Source organism: Microbacterium sp. SL62, assembly GCF_026672635.1.
GTDB lineage: Bacteria > Actinomycetota > Actinomycetes > Actinomycetales > Microbacteriaceae > Microbacterium > Microbacterium testaceum_A.
Genome location: NZ_JAPPRM010000001.1, coordinates 1,314,271 through 1,332,441, shown reverse-complemented (window position 1 = coordinate 1,332,441; position 18,171 = coordinate 1,314,271). Strand labels below are relative to the sequence as shown.

Below are 18,171 nucleotides of genomic sequence, written 5' to 3'. Positions count from 1 at the left end.
CTCTAGGGGGCGCCCTCACAGCTCCGCGTGCAGCGCCCACACCCGGTCGGCCGAGGCCCCCCAGGCGAATCCCTTCGCGCGGTCGCCGGCCAGCACGCGCAGGCGCTCGGCATCCTCTCCCAAGGCTCGTGAGAGCGCGGAACCGAGCCCGTCGGCCGGGGCGAAGGCCGCGGCATCCGCCAGCACCTCGCGGAGAACCGGCGCATCGACGGCTGCGATGGGCACCCCCACGGCGAGGGCGTCGACCGCCCGCCACGGCCAGTCCGCGCGCGCGGACGAGGCAACGAACGCCGCCGCATGCGAGAGCACGGCAGCCCGGTCCCAGCGGTCGAGCGCACCACGGGCGTGCACGCACCCCTCGGCCAGCCCCGCGGCGACGGCGAGGTCGATCACGGCGGGCTCGTCGCCCTCGGGCACGTCGAGGACGACGACGTCGCCCTCCCACCCCGAGGCGACGACGGCGGCGAACGCGCGCCCGAGGGCGTCGGAGGCCGCGCTCCCCCCGGCTGCCGCGACGAATGTCTGCGGCAGGTCGAGGGCGCGCAGGCGCCCGACGGCGTCGGAGGGCACGCGCAGTCCCGCGGCGGGAGCGCCGCCGATCACGCGCAGCTTCTTGACGAGCTTGGGCTTGGCGACTTCGGCGAGGCGCTCGGCCATCGCGTGCGTGGGCACGATCACGGCGTCCGCGTGCTTCGTCACGCGCGAGAGCAGCGCGCGGCCGGCGAGAACCTCGGCCTTGGGCAGTTCGTCGGGGGTCTCCCACGCGCGCAAGTCCCATAGGGTCACCACGATCTGGTGCGTCTCGTTGACGCGGTCGTGGCGCACGAGAGGTGCGAGCGGGGTCGGCGAGTGGATGAGTCCCTTGCCGATTCCGGGGGCGACGCCGAGCTGCCAGGATGCCGCGAGCTCGCGGCGACGCATCGACAGACGGGTCTCGGAGCTCAGGCCGGCGATGCCCTCGCCGTCGGGGATCCCGGGTGAGGGGACGATCGCGCCGACATCGCACCCGCGGGGGGCGGTGGCGATGAGGGCCTCGGTCAACGAGGCGGACGCTTCGGCGAGGTCGAGGGAGGTCGGGGCGACGAGCTGGTCCAGCACGACGCGCAGGGTCACGGTCACGAGGAGGGCGCCTCCGTCTCGGTCGGCGGGTGCAGTTTGTCGTGCACCATCTGCTGCACCTGGGCGTAGTCGGGATCGAACTCGTCGACACCGCCCGCCGGGGTCAGCTCGAGCGTGCCGACCGGCTGGCCCTTCGCCTCGAGGGCGAGGTTCACCAGGGTCGGGGCGATGAGCCCCTGCGGCAGGTCGGTCTGGACGATGTTGGTTCCGGCGGTGGCCACGTCCTGGAAGTGCGTGAGCACGTTCTGCGGGGTGGTCTGCGCGAGGATCGCCTCCTGCAGCTCGCGCTGGCGGCGCATGCGGTCGAAATCGCTCGTCGTGTACCGCGAGCGGGCGTACCACTGGGCGGTGTCGCCGTTCATGTGCTGCTGCCCGGGTTCGATCCAGCCGAAGGCCCAGTCGTCGACCGGCTGACCGTCGTAGGCGGGGCCGCCCTTGGGCAAGCGTTCCTTGACGTCGATGTCGACGCCGCCGAGCGCGTCGACGAGGTCGGCGAAGCCCTTCATGTCGATCAGCACGTAGTACGGGATCTGGATGCCCATGATGCCCTCGGCGGCGTCCTTCGTCGCCTCGATGCCGGGCTCGGACCCCTCGGCCTTCGCGTTCGGGTACAGCGTGTTCCCGTCCTGGCAGACCTCGACCTCGGTGCGGAGCTGGTTGATACCGCTGCCCCAGCCGCACGTCGCGTTGGCGTACCCGGTGTGCCCGTCGGGGTATTTGTCCTGCATGGGTCCCGGGGCGAAGGGGAAGTGCGGCATGTCGCGCGGGATGCCGGTGATCGTCGTCGCACCGGTGTCGGCGTTGATCGAGACGACCGAGATGCTGTCGAAGCGCATGGAGTCGCGCCCCTCGCCGGAATCGGCGCCCAGAAGGAGGATGTTGTAGTACCCGTCGGACGGCGGGACGACGGGGGCGGACTGCGCGAACAGCTCCGAGAAGGTGTCGCGGGTCGTTCCCGCCGCCTGTGCCGCCCACGCCGCGCCCGAGCCGGACACGACGAGCAGCGCCACCGAGACGACGGCGATGGCCACGCGCGACAGCGGTCCGACCTTGACGAGTCGGACCAACCGCAGCGTGTCGATGGTCAGGACGATCCAGAGCACGGCGTACGCGATGAGCGCGATCTGCACGAGCGTCAGCGGGAGAGGGCGGAACCACGACAGGAAGTCGGGGATGAACGATCCGGTCGCCAGGGCGAACAGTCCGCTGGGCAGGAGCAGGGCTCCGAGACCGGCGAGCACCAGGATCGTCCACATCGCCAGGGTCGCGCCGAGGCCGAATCGACCGAGGCGCCTGTTGCCCGCCAGAACCTGAGCGGAACCGGGAAGCAGGAAGTTGAGGGCGACGAGCCACCACCCGCGACGGGTCATGACCGCCCGCGAGGTCGCGTCGGGATGACGCATCGGGCGCTGCTCGACGACGTGCGCCCGAGAGCGGGGCCGGGCGGCGGCGAGCGTCATAGGGAATCCTTCAGGCGACGGTTCTTCTCTTCGACCTGCGCCTCGAGATCGCGCGCGTAGGCCTCGACGCGCCCGGCGAGCGCGGTGTCGGCGCTGCCGAGGATCCGCGCGGCGAGGAGGCCGGCGTTCTTCGCTCCGTTGATCGAGACGGTGGCCACCGGGATGCCCGCGGGCATCTGGACGATCGAGAGCAGCGAATCGAGGCCATCGAGCGTCGCCAGCTGCACGGGGACGCCGATGACAGGGAGGGCGGTGACGGATGCCAACATGCCCGGCAGGTGCGCGGCTCCTCCGGCGCCCGCGATGATGGCGCGTAGCCCGCGTCCGCGCGCCTCGCGCCCGTACCGGACGAGCTTGTCGGGGGTGCGGTGGGCGGAGACCACCTCGACCTCGTGCGGGATGCCGAACTCGGTCAACACCTCGCTGGCGGCGTTCATCACGCGCCAGTCGGAGTCGGAGCCCATGACGACGCCGACCACGGGCGTCTCGGAAGAATGCAGCGGCCGGGTCACCGGTCCAGGGTAGGGCGGCTCGCTGGAAGATCTCGGAACGGCGCGCTCAGTCGAAGAACGCGGCGGCCGCGCGACCCTCGTAGACGACGTCGTCGAGGTCCTCCCCGATGACGTTGACGTGGCCCACCTTGCGGCCCGGGCGCGGGGCCTTGCCGTAGGTGTGGATCTTCGCGGCGGGGTGCGCGGCCATGGCGGCGGCGAACCGCTCGTCGAGGCCGCCCTCGGCGGGGCCGCCCAGGACGTTGATCATGACCGTCCACGGGGCCACGGCATCCGTCGATCCGAGGGGCAGGTCGAGGACCGCGCGCAGGTGCTGCTCGAACTGGCTCGTGATCGCACCGTCCTGCGTCCAGTGACCGCTGTTGTGGGGGCGCATAGCGAGTTCGTTGATCAGGATGCGCTGGTCGCTCGTCTCGAACAGCTCGACGGCGAGCATGCCGGTCACGCCCAGTCCCTCCGCGACCGCGACGCCGATCTCGGCGGCGACGCGCTGGACGCGGGCGTCGGCGCGGGGCGCCGGGGCCACGACCTCGGCGCACACGCCGTCGCGCTGCACGGTCTCGACCACGGGGTAGGCGCGCACCTCGCCCGAGGGACGACGTGCCACCTGCTGGGCCAGTTCGCGGGTGAAGTCGACCAGTTCTTCCGCGAGGAGGGCACCGCCGTTGCCGTCCTCGGCGAGCGCGGCGAACCAGTCGTCCGCCTCGGTGGCGGCGGAGACCACCCGGACGCCCTTGCCGTCGTACCCGCCGCGCGGCGTCTTCACGACCGCTCGCCCACCGTGCGCGTCGAGGAATTCCTGCAGATCGGATGCCGTGGACACGGCGGCCCAGTCGGGCTGCGGGAGCCCCAGCTCGGCCATCTTGGCGCGCATGACCAGCTTGTCCTGCGCGACCCCGAGCGGTGCCGGCCCCGGGTGGACGCTGACACCGGCGTCGACGAGGGCGGCGAGCACATCTTGCGGCACGTGCTCGTGGTCGAAGGTGATCACGTCGACGTCGCGGGCGAAAGCCAGCACGGTGTCGGCGTCGCGGTAGTCGCCGACCGCTGTCGCGGCGAGCGCGGCCGACATGCCCTCGCTCTCGGCGAGGACGCGGATCTCGACCCCGAGCTCCACGGCGGGCGCGATCATCATCCGCGCCAGCTGTCCGCCACCGACCACTCCGACTCGCAGCGCCATGCCGCTCCTTCCGTCGGCATCCATTCTGTCTGGCCGCCCGCGGGGGCGCGAGTCGGTCCGGATGGCCGGGCGATGGGGACCGAGCCATCCGCCGGTGCACCTTGCGCTGGACACAACGCAGGAGATGTGCGCGCGCGACCCCGGTCGCAGCGCGATCTCGGCAGGAGGAGCGTGCGTCTCCTGCGTTATGTCGTCAGGGGGCAGGTGCGCACGCCGGGGCGGACGGTGGCCGCGGCGCGCTCAGAGACCGCCGACGGCGCCCGAGCCGAAGGTCTGCGCGTCGCGGTGGGCGAGGATCTGGTTGACCTCGACCTGGTCGACGAGCGTCTCGTGAACGAGCACCGCGTGCGGGATGTTCTTCAGACGCAGCGGAGGCTCGACGCCGTTCGAGAGCGAGAGCGTGCCCGCGCCCCACATCCTTTGCAGGATGCCGCGCCGCATCTCGATGGCGTACCCGCGCACGTGGGAGACTTCGCGCCGGTTGGCCCCGAAGGGACCGGAGCGCTCGATCACGCGGCGCGTCGTGATGGTCCAGGTGTGGGAGAGCCATACGAGGTAGGGGACGACCACGAGCAGCAGGACGAGCAGGCCCGCCGCGGTCAGCAGCATCCAGTTCTCGTAGGGCGCCGGCAGGTTGTCGTAGAAGAAGGCCGCCGCCCCCGCGACGCCGATCAGGACGAGCGCCGACCAGAACAGGCGCCGCGCGTGCGAGCGCAGTCGAGCGATGCGCAACTCGGGCGCGGCCGTCCCCGGCGCCGGCATCCGCGGGCGCCCGATCGAGTTCGACGGCTGGGTCACGGTCTCATTGTGCGACGCGCGAGGCCGGGCGGGCCGGTGCCACGCGGGGCGCCTCGCCGTCAGCGGACGTGGACCACGTCTCCGGCCGAGACGACGGTCTCGATGGTGCCGGCGTCGACGACGAGGCGCCCGTCCCGGTCGAGGCGCGTGGCCGTGCCCTGGAGGGTGGAGCCGTCGGGCATCGCGACGGTCACCTCTTTGCCGACGGTGACGCAGAGTTTCTCGATCTCGGAGTGCACACGCTCGACGTCGTCGTGCACGAGGCGCGAGAGCATCTTGCCGAGATCCTCGAGGTAGTCGGCGAGGAGGCGGTCGTCGTCGCTCTCCGCGCCGATCGCGGCGAACGAGGTCGCGGTGGTGACCGGAAGATCGGCGCGGCTCATGCGCGTGTTGACGCCCGCCCCGACCACGACCGTGTCGGCCGCGCCGGGTACGACCTCGGCCAGGATGCCGCAGATCTTGCCCCCGTCGACGAGCACGTCGTTCGGCCACTTCAGCTCTGCCGTTCCGCCGTGGCCGGTGAGCTGGGCGCGCACCGCACGCGTCATGGCGGCGCCCGCGACCAGCGGGATCCACCCGCGCTGGGCGATCGGGACCATCGCCGCGTCGACGACGACCGAGACGGCGAGCGCGGTTCCGGCCGGTGCCGTCCAGCTGCGGTCGAGCCGCCCGCGCCCGGCGCGTTGGTCGTCGGTCACCAGCAGCGACAGGTGCGGCCACCCCTCGGGATCGGCGGCGACCGCCGCGATCACGTCGGCGTTCGTGGAGTCGGTCGTCTCGACGACCTGCACGCGCGGGCTGTGGGCGGCGGCGAGCGGGTATCCGGCGGCGGGGATCGGCATGAGCACACCCTAGAGAACGCGCCGGGTCCACGGCATCCTCTTGCGCTCGACGCGGCGGCCCGGCACGGGAGGACATGGGCGGATGCCACAGCGCCTCGCGCATTCGCTTGTGCGCACCCTCCAACGCGGGCGCCGACGCTGTCGCTAGGGTGGAAAGCGTGACCGACCAGCCCGATCTCTTCACCACCGCCGGCAAGATCGCGGACCTGCGCAACAGGTTCCAGGAGGCGGTCGTCGACGCCGAAGCCGCCGCCCGCGACAAGCAGCACGCGAAGGGCAAGCTCACCGCCCGCGAGCGTCTCGAGATGCTGGTCGACCCCGGCTCGTTCGTCGAGCTCGACGAGTACGTGCGCCACCGCACCTCCGCGTTCGGCATGGACAAGTCGCGCCCCTACGGCGACTCGGTCGTCACCGGCACCGGCACGATCCACGGCCGCACGGTCGCGGTGTACGCGCAGGACTTCTCGACCTTCGGCGGGTCGCTCGGCGAGGTCGCCGGCGACAAGATCATCAAGGTCATGGAGCTGGCGCTGCGTAGCGGCATCCCGATCATCGGCATCCTCGACTCGGGCGGAGCCCGCATCCAGGAGGGCGTCGTCGCCCTCGGCAAGTACGGCGAGATCTTCCGCCTGAACACCGCGGCATCCGGGGTCATCCCCCAGATCTCGATCATCATGGGACCCGCCGCCGGTGGAGCGGTGTACTCCCCCGCCCTCACCGACTTCGTCATCATGGTCGACAAGACCAGCCAGATGTTCGTCACCGGCCCCGACGTCATCAAGACCGTCACCGGCGAAGACGTCGGAATGGAAGAGCTCGGCGGAGCCCATACGCACAACACCCGCTCGGGCGTCGCGCACTACCTCGCCGACGACGAGGACGACGCGATCGACTACGCGCGCGGCCTCATCAGCTACCTGCCCGACAACAACCTCGCCGAGATCCCCGTCTACGACACGCCCTTCGAATTTGAGACGACGGATGCCGACCGCTCGCTGAACACCGTCATCCCCGACTCCCCGAACCAGCCGTACGACATCCACACCGTGATCGACGGCATCGTGGACGCGGCGGAGTTCCTCGAGGTGCAGCCGCTGTTCGCCCCCAACATCGTGATCGGCTTCGGCCGGATCGAGGGCCGCACTGTCGGCATCATCGCCAACCAGCCCTCGCAGATGGCCGGAACCCTCAACATCGACGCGGGAGAGAAGGCCAGCCGCTTCGTGCGCTTCTGCGACGCGTTCTCGGTGCCGATCGTCACCCTCGTCGACGTGCCCGGCTACCTCCCCGGCACCGACCAGGAGTGGACCGGCGTCATCCGCCGCGGCGCGAAGCTGCTGTACGCCTACGCCGAGGCCACCGTGCCCCTGGTGACGGTGATCCTGCGCAAGGCCTACGGCGGCGCGTACATCGTCATGGGCTCCAAGCAGCTGGGCGCCGACATCAACCTCGCGTGGCCCACGGCCGAGATCGCCGTCATGGGCGGTCAGGGCGCGGTCAACATCCTCTACCGCGGCGAGATCAAGCGCGCCGAAGAGGCCGGCGAAGACGTCGCGGCCGTGCGCACGCGCCTGGCGAACGAGTACACGTACAACGTGGCATCCCCCTTCCTCGCTGCCGAGCGCGGTGAGCTCGACGGGATCATCGAGCCGGCGCAGACGCGTGTCTCGATCGCCAAGGCCCTGCGGGCGCTGCGCAACAAGCGCGCGAGCCTGCCCGCGAAGAAGCACGGGAACATCCCGCTGTGAGCGACACCGTCGACCCCGACGCCTCCCGACCCATCGTCGCGGAGGTCGTACGCGGTACGCCCACCGAAGAGGAACTGGCCGCGGCGATCGTCGTGGTGAGCGAGTCCTACGTGCGCGAGGTGGCCGACGCCACGGTTCCCGACGAGACGCCGCGCTCCCGCTGGGAGCTGTCGGCTCGCGGCCTGCGCACCCCGCTGAACCGCACCGCCGGATGGCACGGTTTCACCGGCTGACACGTGTTCGAAATGTCCCCCGAAATACCTACAGACGGGCGAGGCACTCTGCCGAATACTGGAGGAGCTGGAACGCATCACGCGTTCGGTCGGACCGCTCCTTAGAGCCGGATTCGACCGCGCGGACGGTTTTCGGGTAACCGTTCGCACGGGTGAGGGGCAGGCGCATTCGCCGCCCCTCACCCCCATCTTCTTCCCCCGCGGAGGGCATGGCAGCGTCGACGGACCCCCCTCACGTCGTCGCCGCCGGCCGCGGGGGCGCGCACACGCGGGGCTCGATCACAGCCGAGATCACGGTCGCGGCAATGCTGCCGCCTGCGGGTCAGCGCGGGCGACGGATCTCGCGCCAGAGGTCGACCTGATCGTCGTCTCCCCCGGCGCTCTCACCACTCGAGCGCCCGACGATCGTGACGGCGATCTCGTGGTGCGGAGAGGTGCGGATGATCACGCGCTCCGACACGGACTCCCGCAGGATGCCCGCCAGCTCCGAGCGAATGCCCTTCAGATCCGCGGCGCCCAGTCCCTCGAGACCGCCCTCGTCGAACAGACTCACCGCGGACCCCCGGCGACGCGCGGCGTCGATCTCGGCCCGCACGTCGTCGTCGAGCAGGCGGTTGCCCCGCAGCTCATCGCGCAGGCTGGCCTCGGCGCGTCGAGCGGCCTGCTTGTCGGCCGCGCGCAGGTTGCCGCCGTTCTCGATGGTGCGGGCGAGGATGGGGCCCGCCGCCTGCAGCGCGCGCTGAACGTGAAGTCGACGCTCTCGTTGCCGGCCGCTCTGCGAGGCCTGCCACGCGGATGCCGCTTGCTGGAGCTCGGCGAGACGCTCGGCGTCCCGCGCCGCGCGGTCGAGGGCGATGGTCACGAGCTGCGCCGCGGTGACCCACACGATCGAGCCGACCAGGCCCAGGCTGAGCGCCTGCAGCGGCCCCAGCCAGAACGACGTCGACACGGCGAGGATCAGCATCCCGACCCATGCGACGATGGGCCGACGCCGCACCATGACGATGGTCATGAGCGCGCCGACACCGCCGATCACCCACGTGACGAAAGGCTGTGTGCGACCGGCCTCGGTGACCGCGAGGAACGTCGCGTTCGACACCACGATCGCCACCACGAGAGCGAGCACGACCCCCCAGGCGGGCAGTCGCGCACCCGAGGTCGGCGCCGGCTGTCCCCGCCGGCCGCGCGCGCCGATCGCGAAGATCCACAGCCACGTCACCGGGAGGTAGAGCACCAGGGCCGCCACGATGAGCCACCCGCGCTCGACGGTCTCGGGAGAGGTCCAGATGAGGCCGCGCGCCGCGAGGTAGGCGGTGAAGGCCAGTCCGATGACCGACAGGATGGCGCGAACGGTCACCAGCGGTCTCCGCTCTCCCACTCGAGGGTGACCGTGGTGCCACCGGCGTGCGAGTCGATCTCGCTGCGACCGCCCACGGCCGCCAGTCGCGCGTCGATCGAACCGCGGATGCCGAGTCGGTCGGCCGGGATGGCGGTGACGTCGAAGCCGGGGCCCGTGTCGCGCACCCGGACCGACACGCTTCCCGGGGAGGCGTAGCCCGTCAACTGCACCGTGAGGCCCTGCGCATCGGCGTGCTGTACGGCGTTGGCGACGGCCTGCATCGCCGCGAGGACGAGAGCGCGGGCGATCCGCCCGGGGACGTGCGGTGTGCCCTCGTCGACGTGGCGGACGACGGTCAGGTCGACCCCGAGCTCGCGAGCGGCGGCCTCGATGTCGTCGGCCAGGCGCAGCGCGGGGACCGGCTCGTCGCTTCCTTCGAGGGAGTCCTTCTCGGCGTTCGCCAACCGGGTCAGCGCCTCGCGCGCCATGCTGACGGCGAGGGTGCGCTCGCGCGGGGTCGTGGCGCGGTCCGCCGCGAGCAGGGCGCCCAGGACGCTGTCGTGCATGAGAGCCGCCACCGCGACCCGCTCGTGCTCGGTCGCGGCCGTCGCGGCCGCGGCCGCGTAGCTCGACACGGCCGACGCGCGGGCCTGGTCGACGTTCGCGGCGATCGAGCGGTACATCCAGCCGAGGGTCACCAGGACGCTGCCGAGGATCAGCGCGAACGAGACGTCGAGCGAGATCGGCAGGATGAACTCTCCCCGCCCGCCGGCCTGCAGCAGGCGCACCACCCCGAACAGCAGCGGTGCGGCGACCGTCCAGACGATCTGCAGCGAGAGGGGGAACGCGACCACGGTGGCGACCGTAGCGACGTTGATGAGGTAGAAGATCCAGGGGTTCTCGGTGGGGACCGGTGTGGGTCCGCCGGCCGTGGCAACGGGCCAGAACGCGAGGGCGAGTATGAAGACGACCGCGAAGACACCCGAGAACACCCGCGCGAAGCGTCCCACGGTGCAGGCGATGATCATCGCCACCAGCGGCACGAAGACGGCGAGGACGAGAGGCATGTGCCACCCGGCCGCCTCATCTCCCGGGCCGAACGCGGCGACGAATGCCTGCAGCCCCAGCACGAGAGAGCCCGGGCCCACGATCAGGGTGATGACGCGCTCGATCCGCGTCTGCGTGAACGACCCCTGCTCCGCCTGCCCCTCGCGGGTGTGGGGGATCCGCCCCCAGGCTTCGTCGAGCACGGACCGATGGTTCTCAGCCATGGCGAGGAGCATCATCGGGTGCGTCCTGCAGGATGCCGTCCTCCATGGCGCGCCGCAGCAGGTCGACCTTCGTCGGTGCCGGGCGCCCCACCTCGACGTACTTCACGCGGACGCGGGTGATGTTCTCCTTGGCGGTGGAATAGGCGACGCCGAGGCGGTCGGCGACGGCCTTGAGCGGAAGGCCCGCGGCGTACAGGCGCAGGACCTCGCGCTCTCGAGCGGACAACTGCGCGTCGGCGAACTCCCGATCGCCTTCGACGGCGCTCGCCCACTCGACGTTGTCGAGCACCTCGCCCCGGGCGACGGTGCTGATGGCGCCGAGCACCTCGTGCGTCGGCGACGACTTGCTGACGATCCCCGCGGCGCCCGCGGCGAGTGCCTCGCGCACCGCGGCGGCGCGGTCGGCGACGCTGTGGATGATGACGCTGGAGCCGTCGCGGACGACGCGGTCGACGTTCTCGGAGACCGTCGTGCCGTCACCGAGCGTCAGGTCGAGCACCACGACGTCGGCGGGGTTCGCGGCCGCCGCCTGACGCCAGGACAGGTACGAGGCGACGTTCGCGCCCGAGAAGACGACCTCGGTGGCCTCGGTGCGCGCGAGGGCGGCCTCCAGCCCGAGTCGGACCGACTCGTGGTCATCGATGAGGGCGACGCGCGTCATCCCCACATCGTATCGGCGCGGGGGCCACCGCGCGGGTGAAGCTCGCGCGACCCGGCGCGTCAGCGGCGCAGCACCGTGACGGCCTCGACGTGGTGCGAGTTCGGGAAGAGGTCGACACCCCGGATGCCGCGCTCGGCGCGGTACCCGAGTTCGGCGAACAGCGCCAGGTCGCGGGCGAGGGCCACGGGGTCGCACGCGACGTAGACGACGGCGGACGGGGTCAGCGCGGCGATGCCCTCGACGGCGACCCGGCCCGCACCCGCCCGTGGCGGGTCGAGCAGCACGACACCGCGCTCCAGACGCTCGCGCTCCCGCTCGGAAGCGCCGGCGGCGAGGTTCTGGACGTAGCGATCGACCCGTGCCGTCTCGGCCCGCGCACCGACCCACTCGGCGAGGTTCTCACCGGCGTGCTCCGTCGCCCGGGGGTCGGATTCCACGCTCACCACGCGCGTCGACGACCCGCCCAGCTCGGCGAGCGCGGCGGCGAAGAGGCCGACGCCGCCGTAGAGGTCGAGATGCATCGCCTCGGGGTCGAGGGCCCCGACCGAAGCGGTGAGCTCCGCCGTGACGAGAGAGGTCAGCGTGGACGCGGCGAGGCGGTGCACCTGCCAGAACCCGCCCGCATCGACGCGGAAGACGCGCTCACCGACGATCTCGTCGACGACCTCGGGGGCAGCGGTCGAGCGATCGCCCTCGGGCCGCGGCAGGACGCGCACGCGTCCGTCGGCCGGCTGGACGAGGTCGATGCGCCCGGGCGCGCTCCCCCGCGCACCTCGGCGGCCGCATGCGCGACGGCCTCTGTCGCGAGGGGGAAGTCGGGGGTCTCGACGACGTGGTGCGACCGCGCGGCGTAGGCGCCCACCCGGCCCCGGTCGTCGACGTGGAGGCTCACGCGCGTCCGCCAGCCCGTTCCGTCGACGGACTCGGGGTGATCGGCGTCGCCGGCGGGGCGCACGTCGACCGGCAGCTCGAGCCGGCCCACGCGCTCCATGGCCTCGCGGATCACGCGCTCCTTGAGGGCGCGCTGGTGCGCGAGGTCGATGTGACCGAACTCGGCCCCGCCCACGCGTTCCGCGGGATCCACATCGATATCGGCCGAACGCCAGACGTGCGGACGGCGCTGGGGAGCGGCATCCACGACCTCGACGGCCTCGGCCCGCCAGAACGCCTTCTTGCGGGTGTCGGTCAACCGCGCGCGGACGCGTTCGCCGGGCATCGTGTCCGAGACGAAGACGACCCGCCCCTCGTGCCGTCCGACGAAGACGCCGCCGTGGGCGATGCCGGTGATGTCGAGTTCGATGAGGTCGCCGTCATGCATCCTCCGAGCCTTTCACATGCGGCCGGGAGACCGCCGGGGGCGGACGCGGCGACGCCCGACCGCCCCGGCGGGAGGTCCCTGAGCTCGTCGAGGGGTCCGGGCGGCGCGGAGACCGCCGCCCCCGCACCTGGGTAGCGTTGTCGCATGCGCGTGTGCTTGGCATCCACTTCTCCCGCTCGTCTCATGCTGCTGCGCCAAGCGGGCATCGAGCCCGAGGCGCGGGCACCTCAGGTCGACGAGGAAGCCGTGATCGCCGAGGTCGAGGCGGCCGAGGCGCGGCGCCTGCCCGCCCCCGAGCACGTGCTGCTGCTCGCGCGCCGAAAGGCCGCCGACGTCGCGCACCGCCTGCGCGCGGAGGAGCCCGACTTCGAGGGCTTCGTCATCGGGGGCGACTCGATGTTCGCCCTCGGCGACGAGATCCTCGGAAAGCCGTACACCCCGGATGCCGCGACCGCACGCTGGCGCGGGATGCGAGGGCGCACCGGGGTGCTGCACTCCGGGCACAGCGTCTTCCGCCTCTCCCCCGGCTCCGAGCCGCGCGAGGCCTTCGCCGTCGCCGAAGCGTCGGTGACCTTCGCCGCCGACGTCGACGACGCCGAGATCGCCGCGTACGTGGCCACCGGCGAGCCCCTGCTGGTGGCGGGGGCGTTCACCGTCGACAGCCTCGGCGGGGCGTTCATCGAGCGGGTCGACGGGGACCCCTCGACGGTGGTGGGCATGTCGCTCTCGACGGTCCGCCGACTGGTGCGCGAACTGGGCGGTTCGTGGACCGACCTGTGGAACCGTTCGTAGACTCCCTCTCACGTTTCTCGGCGTTTCTTATCGAGGAGGGTCAAAAGGCCGGGGTGACCCCTCGCTAGGCTGGGAGGATGCCGAAGATCGCCAAGGTCCTTGTCGCCAACCGCGGCGAGATCGCCGTCCGAGTCATCCGCGCCGCCCGTGATTCGGGGAAGGCCTCCGTCGCCGTCTACGCCGATCAGGACCGCGACGCCCTGCACACCCGCCTCGCCGACGAGGCCTACGCCCTCGACGGTGCGACCAGCGCCGACACCTACCTGTCGATCGAGAAGATCCTCTCGGTCGCCCGCCGCTCCGGCGCCGACGCCGTGCACCCCGGCTACGGCTTCCTCGCCGAGAACGCCGACTTCGCCCGCGCCGTGATCGGTGCCGGCCTCGTCTGGATCGGCCCCTCGCCCGACGCCATCGAGGCCCTGGGCGACAAGGTCACCGCGCGCCACGTCGCCGAGAAGGTCGGCGCACCGCTGGCCCCCGGAACCCCCGGCCCCGTCTCGGGCGCCGACGAGGTCATCGCCTTCGCCAACGAGGTCGGCCTGCCGATCGCCATCAAGGCCGCGTACGGCGGCGGCGGACGCGGGCTCAAGGTCGCGCGTGAGCTCGACGAGGTCGCCGAGATGTTCGAATCGGCTACGCGCGAGGCGGTCGCCGCCTTCGGCCGCGGCGAGTGCTTCGTCGAGAAGTACCTCGACAAGCCGCGTCACGTCGAGACGCAGTGCCTGGCCGATTCGGCCGGCAACGTCGTGGTCGTCTCCACGCGCGACTGCTCGCTGCAGCGCCGCCACCAGAAGCTCGTCGAAGAGGCCCCCGCGCCGTTCCTGACCGACGAGCAGAACGCCATCCTCTACTCGGCGTCGAAGGCCATCCTCAAGGAGGTCGGCTACGTCGGCGCCGGAACCTGCGAGTTCCTCATCGGCGCCGACGGCACGATCTCGTTCCTCGAGGTCAACACCCGCCTGCAGGTCGAGCACCCCGTCTCCGAAGAGGTCACCGGCATCGACCTCGTACGCGAGCAGTTCCGCGTCGCCGAGGGCGAAGAGCTCGGCTACGACGACCCGGCCCCGGTCGGTCACTCGATCGAGTTCCGCATCAACGGCGAGGACCCGGGTCGCGGGTTCCTCCCCCAGCCCGGCCCGATCCACGTGTTCAAGACGTTCGGCGGCCCCGGCATCCGCCTCGACTCCGGCGTGACCGCGGGCGACAGCGTCTCGGGCGCCTTCGACTCGCTGCTCGCGAAGATCATCGTGACCGGCCGCGACCGCGCCGAAGCCCTCGAGCGCTCGCGCCGCGCCCTCGACGAGTTCGAGGTCGCCGGCATGCCCACCGTGCTGCCGTTCCACCGCAAGGTCGTGCGCGACCCCGCGTTCACGGCCGAGGACGGGTCGTTCGGCGTGTTCACGCGCTGGATCGAGACGGAGTTCGTCAACGACATCCCCGCGTGGGACGGCGAGCTCGAAGCCCCCGCCGCAGCCCCCGGCCGCCACACGGTGGTCGTCGAGGTCGGCGGCAAGCGCCTCGAGGTGAGCCTGCCCGACCGCATCACGGCCGCGGCTCCCTCGGTCGGTCGTCCGGCCGCCGCTCCCCGTCCCGCCGCGCGCACGGTGCCTCGCCCACGGCCGGCGCCACCGGCGACGCGGTGAAGTCGCCGATGCAGGCCACCGTCGTCAAGGTCGCCGTCGAAGAGGGCCAGCAGGTCGTCAAGGGCGACCTGGTCGTGGTGCTCGAGGCGATGAAGATGGAGCAGCCCATCCAGGCCCACAAGGACGGCACCGTCGCGAGCATCGACGCCTCGGCCGGCACCACGGTCGCCGCGGGGCACCAGCTGCTGCTGATCAGCTGACGGGCCACTCCATTCGACACGGCGCCGCGCTCCTTCGGGGACGCGGCGCCGTCGTTCGTGGGGGCTGCGCCAGCAACGGCGGGCTGCGGCACGCTGCGGCGCGCTGCGGTGCCCTGCGGGCTGCGGCGCGTTGCGGCACGGCGATAAACGGCATCCGTACCGAAACACGCCACGACGCCGCGTTTCCCGGCAGAAACAGCGTTTGTCGCAAGGGAGCGGCGCGGTCCGGCGCGGCGCGGTCCGGCGCGGCACGATCCGACGGGGTGCGGCGGGGCGGGGCACGGTTCGGCGCAGCCGAGCGGCGCAGCCGGACGGCGATAAACGGCATCTGTGGCGAGACACGCCGCTAGGCGGCGTTTCTCGACAGGAACGGCGTTTATCGCGAGAGAGGAGGGGGCACGGCCCGCCGGGGCGCGATCACCCGGGGCGCGGTCCGAGATGGCCAGGCGGCGATAAACGGCATCTGTGCTGAGACACGCCGCGAGGCGGCGTTTCTCGACCGGAACGGCGTTTATCGCGCGGGAGGGAGCACCTGGAGGCCGCGGATCGCACCGCTGCCCCGCGCCTCACCACGCCCGTGCCCGGGCGTCGGACGAGGGACGGATGCCGCGAGGCCGCGGCATCCGGAATGCTCAGTCCTCGCCGGGGTCGTCGCGGTCGACGATGTGCATGGCGCGCGCAGCGTCGGTGATGCTCGAGGTCAGCGAGGGGTACACCGCGAACACGCGCGCGACCTGGTCGACGGTGAGGCGGCGCTCGACGGCGATCGCGATCGGGTAGATGAGCTCCGACGCCTTCGGGCCGACGATTACGCCGCCCATCACGGTGCCGCTGCCCTCGCGGGCGATCAGCTTGACGAAGCCGTCGGTGATGCCCTGCATCTTCGCGCGGGGGTTCGCCGAGAGCGGGAGCTTACGCACCTTGCCGGCGATCCGCCCCTCGGTGACGTCCTGCTCGCTGAAGCCGACCGTGGCGATCTCGGGCGCGGTGAAGATGTTGGCCGTGATGCGGCGCGTCTCGAGCGGGATCACGATGTCGCCGAGGGCGTGGAAGATCGCCTGACGCCCCTGCATCGAGGCGACGGATGCCAGGGGGTAGAAGTTCGTGCAGTCGCCCGCCGCGTAGATGTTGGGCACCGAGGTGCGCGCGACGCGGTTGACGCGGATGTGACCGGATGCCGTCATCTGCACCCCCGCCTGCTCGAGCCCGATGCCGGCAGTGTTGGGGATCGACCCGACCGCCATCAGGCAGTGGCTGCCCTCGATGGTGCGGCCGTCGGAAAGGGTGACGGTGACTCCATCGCCGGTGTTGACGACCGAATCGGCCCGCGCCTTCGCCAACAGGGTCATGCCGCCGCGCTGGAACACGCGCTCGAGCACGGCCGCGGCATCCTGATCCTCACCCGGGAGCACCTGGTCGCGGCTCGAGACGAGCGTGACCTTGGCACCGAGGTTCATGTACGCCGAGGCGAACTCGGCGCCGGTCACGCCGGAGCCCACGACGATGAGGTGCGAGGGCACCGACTTCATGTTGTAGAGCTGCGTCCACGTGAGGATGCGCTCGCCGTCGGGCTTGGCCGAGGGGAGCTCGCGGGGAGACGCACCGACCGAGACGACGAGGGTCTCGGCCTCGACACGGTCGAAGTCGGTTCCGCCGGCCTCGGTCGAGACCACCACGGCGCCGTTGCCGTCGAGACGTCCGTGGCCCGAGATGATGCGGACACCCGCCTCGAGCAACGAGGCGCGCATGTCGTCGGACTGCTGCCGCGCGAGCGAGAGCAGGCGCTGGTTGACCGCGGCGAGGTTGATCGCCACCTCGGGGGTCAGCGGCTTGCCGCGGTCGTCCTTGGCGAACAGCTGCACGCCGAGGCTGCTGGCATTGCGGATCGCGACGGCCGCGTCGGCGGTGGCGATGAGGGTCTTCGAGGGGACCACGTCGGTGATTACGGCCGAGCCGCCGACTCCCGCGCGCTCGACGAGGGTGACGTCGGCGCCGAGCTGCGCGGCGGAGAGAGCCGCCTCGTACCCGCCGGGGCCGCCGCCGACGATCGCGACGGACTGCTTGCGCTCGAAGCTCTGCACCATGGCATCCATTCTGTCAGCGCTGGGCGGATGCCGATGCTCCACACAGCTGCGCCCGACACGATGATCCGAGGTGTGTGCCGTCTGGCCCGCAGGCCCCGCAGTTTCTAGAGTGGGGGAATGTCCAACAGCACCTCACACCCGCTCGACGACCCCGCGGTCGACCCGTTCGAGATCGCCGCCGCCGCGGCTGCCGACATCGCCCGCCTCTCGGGCGTCGAGCACCACGACATCGCCGTGACCCTCGGGTCCGGCTGGGGACGCGCCGCCGAGCTCATCGGCGAGGAGACGGCGTCGTTCCCCGCGACCGAGGTCGTCGGTTTTTCCAAGCCCGCCCTCGAGGGGCACGTCGGAACGCTCCGCAGCGTCCGCACCCCCGGCGGCAAGAACGTCCTCGTCATCGGCGCCCGCACGCACTACTACGAGAACCACGGCGTGCGCCGGGTCGTGCACAGCGTGCGCACCGCGGCCGCGACGGGTGCGAAAACGATGATCCTCACGAACGGCGCCGGCGGCATCCGCGAGACGTGGAAGCCCGGCCAGCCCGTGCTCATCAGCGACCACATCAACCTCACGGCCGACTCGCCCCTCGAGGGCGCGACCTTCATCGACCTCACCGACCTGTATTCGAAGCGCCTGCGCGACATCGCCCGCTCGATCGACCCGTCGCTCGACGAGGGCGTGTACACGCAGTTCCGCGGGCCGCACTACGAGACGCCCGCCGAGGTGCAGATGGCCAAGACCATCGGCGGCCACATCGTCGGTATGTCGACCGCCCTCGAGGCGATCGCCGCGCGTCAGGCCGGCATGGAGATCCTGGGCTTCTCGCTCATCACGAACCTGGCCGCCGGCATCCAGCAGACGCCCCTCAGCCACGAAGAGGTGCTCGAAGCCGGCCGCGAGGCCGAGCCCGTGATCTCGGCGCTGCTCGCCCGTGTGATCGGCGCGTTGTGAGCGCGTACGTCGACGCGGCC

The 18,171-nt window shown here is 71.7% G+C and carries 14 protein-coding genes and 2 pseudogenes; 5 read left to right on the top strand and 11 right to left on the bottom strand.

Annotation, left to right across the window (positions count from 1 at the left end):
• Positions 1–15: 15 nt before the first annotated feature.
• From OVA26_RS06260 to OVA26_RS06235, 6 genes are all read right to left on the bottom strand, one after another.
• Positions 16–1,119: a glycosyl transferase gene (locus tag OVA26_RS06260; RefSeq protein WP_268103461.1), complete on the bottom strand. Its 1,104-nt coding sequence runs from the start codon at positions 1,117–1,119 to the stop codon at positions 16–18.
• Complete coding sequence (locus OVA26_RS06255) at positions 1,116–2,579, bottom strand: LCP family protein (protein ID WP_268103460.1); 1,464 nt, start codon at positions 2,577–2,579, stop codon at positions 1,116–1,118. Before OVA26_RS06255 ends, OVA26_RS06260 begins: the two co-directional genes overlap by 4 nt.
• Positions 2,576–3,043 (bottom strand): 5-(carboxyamino)imidazole ribonucleotide mutase, encoded by a 468-nt coding sequence (gene purE, locus OVA26_RS06250; RefSeq protein WP_268104884.1) that lies wholly within the window; start codon positions 3,041–3,043, stop codon positions 2,576–2,578. The genes OVA26_RS06255 and purE overlap by 4 nt, the downstream gene beginning before the upstream one ends.
• 94 nt (positions 3,044–3,137) lie before the next feature.
• The gene (locus OVA26_RS06245; RefSeq protein WP_268103459.1) at positions 3,138–4,271 is read right to left on the bottom strand and encodes a 5-(carboxyamino)imidazole ribonucleotide synthase; all 1,134 of its coding nucleotides are present in this window, start codon (positions 4,269–4,271) and stop codon (positions 3,138–3,140) included.
• Positions 4,272–4,511: 240 nt separating this feature from the next.
• Complete coding sequence (locus tag OVA26_RS06240; protein ID WP_268103458.1) at positions 4,512–5,069, bottom strand: PH domain-containing protein; 558 nt, start codon at positions 5,067–5,069, stop codon at positions 4,512–4,514.
• Positions 5,070–5,128: 59 nt separating this feature from the next.
• Positions 5,129–5,911, bottom strand: a complete 783-nt coding sequence (locus OVA26_RS06235; RefSeq protein WP_268103457.1) for a biotin--[acetyl-CoA-carboxylase] ligase — start codon at positions 5,909–5,911, stop codon at positions 5,129–5,131.
• A 158-nt stretch (positions 5,912–6,069) separates the two neighbouring features.
• Between OVA26_RS06235 and OVA26_RS06230 the strand changes: the two genes are divergently transcribed.
• Together OVA26_RS06230 and OVA26_RS06225 are read left to right on the top strand one after the other, a co-directional pair.
• Complete coding sequence (locus OVA26_RS06230; RefSeq protein WP_371129294.1) at positions 6,070–7,659, top strand: acyl-CoA carboxylase subunit beta; 1,590 nt, start codon at positions 6,070–6,072, stop codon at positions 7,657–7,659.
• The gene (locus OVA26_RS06225) at positions 7,656–7,892 is read left to right on the top strand and encodes an acyl-CoA carboxylase subunit epsilon (RefSeq protein ID WP_268103456.1); all 237 of its coding nucleotides are present in this window, start codon (positions 7,656–7,658) and stop codon (positions 7,890–7,892) included. Before OVA26_RS06230 ends, OVA26_RS06225 begins: the two co-directional genes overlap by 4 nt.
• Before the next feature lie 322 nt (positions 7,893–8,214).
• Here OVA26_RS06225 and OVA26_RS06220 read toward each other — a convergent pair whose 3' ends face one another.
• The 4 genes and pseudogenes from OVA26_RS06220 to OVA26_RS06205 all read right to left on the bottom strand — a co-directional run bounded on the left by OVA26_RS06220 (position 8,215) and on the right by OVA26_RS06205 (position 12,481).
• Positions 8,215–9,249 (bottom strand): hypothetical protein, encoded by a 1,035-nt coding sequence (locus tag OVA26_RS06220; protein ID WP_268103455.1) that lies wholly within the window; start codon positions 9,247–9,249, stop codon positions 8,215–8,217.
• The gene (locus tag OVA26_RS06215) at positions 9,246–10,481 is read right to left on the bottom strand and encodes an ATP-binding protein (protein WP_268103454.1); all 1,236 of its coding nucleotides are present in this window, start codon (positions 10,479–10,481) and stop codon (positions 9,246–9,248) included. Before OVA26_RS06215 ends, OVA26_RS06220 begins: the two co-directional genes overlap by 4 nt.
• Positions 10,482–10,494: 13 nt before the next feature.
• The gene (locus tag OVA26_RS06210) at positions 10,495–11,163 is read right to left on the bottom strand and encodes a response regulator transcription factor (RefSeq protein WP_056226776.1); all 669 of its coding nucleotides are present in this window, start codon (positions 11,161–11,163) and stop codon (positions 10,495–10,497) included.
• A gap of 59 nt (positions 11,164–11,222) precedes the next feature.
• Positions 11,223–12,481 (bottom strand): annotated as a pseudogene (locus OVA26_RS06205) (class I SAM-dependent RNA methyltransferase).
• Between the two features lie 144 nt (positions 12,482–12,625).
• Between OVA26_RS06205 and OVA26_RS06200 the strand changes: the two are divergent.
• Together OVA26_RS06200 and OVA26_RS06195 are read left to right on the top strand one after the other, a co-directional pair.
• Positions 12,626–13,273, top strand: coding sequence for a Maf family protein (locus OVA26_RS06200; RefSeq protein ID WP_268103453.1), 648 nt, complete (start codon positions 12,626–12,628; stop codon positions 13,271–13,273).
• A 77-nt stretch (positions 13,274–13,350) separates the two neighbouring features.
• A pseudogene (locus OVA26_RS06195) lies at positions 13,351–15,116 on the top strand (ATP-binding protein).
• Positions 15,117–15,748: 632 nt separating this feature from the next.
• On the opposite strand, the gene OVA26_RS06190 reads toward OVA26_RS06195, so the two are convergent.
• Complete coding sequence (locus tag OVA26_RS06190; RefSeq protein ID WP_268103452.1) at positions 15,749–17,209, bottom strand: NAD(P)H-quinone dehydrogenase; 1,461 nt, start codon at positions 17,207–17,209, stop codon at positions 15,749–15,751.
• 108 nt (positions 17,210–17,317) lie between these two features.
• On the opposite strand from OVA26_RS06190, the gene OVA26_RS06185 reads away from it, so the two are divergent.
• Positions 17,318–18,151 carry a purine-nucleoside phosphorylase gene (locus OVA26_RS06185; protein WP_056226767.1) on the top strand — a complete coding sequence of 278 codons (834 nt, stop codon included), beginning with the start codon at positions 17,318–17,320 and terminating at the stop codon, positions 18,149–18,151.
• Positions 18,152–18,171 lie beyond the last annotated feature (20 nt).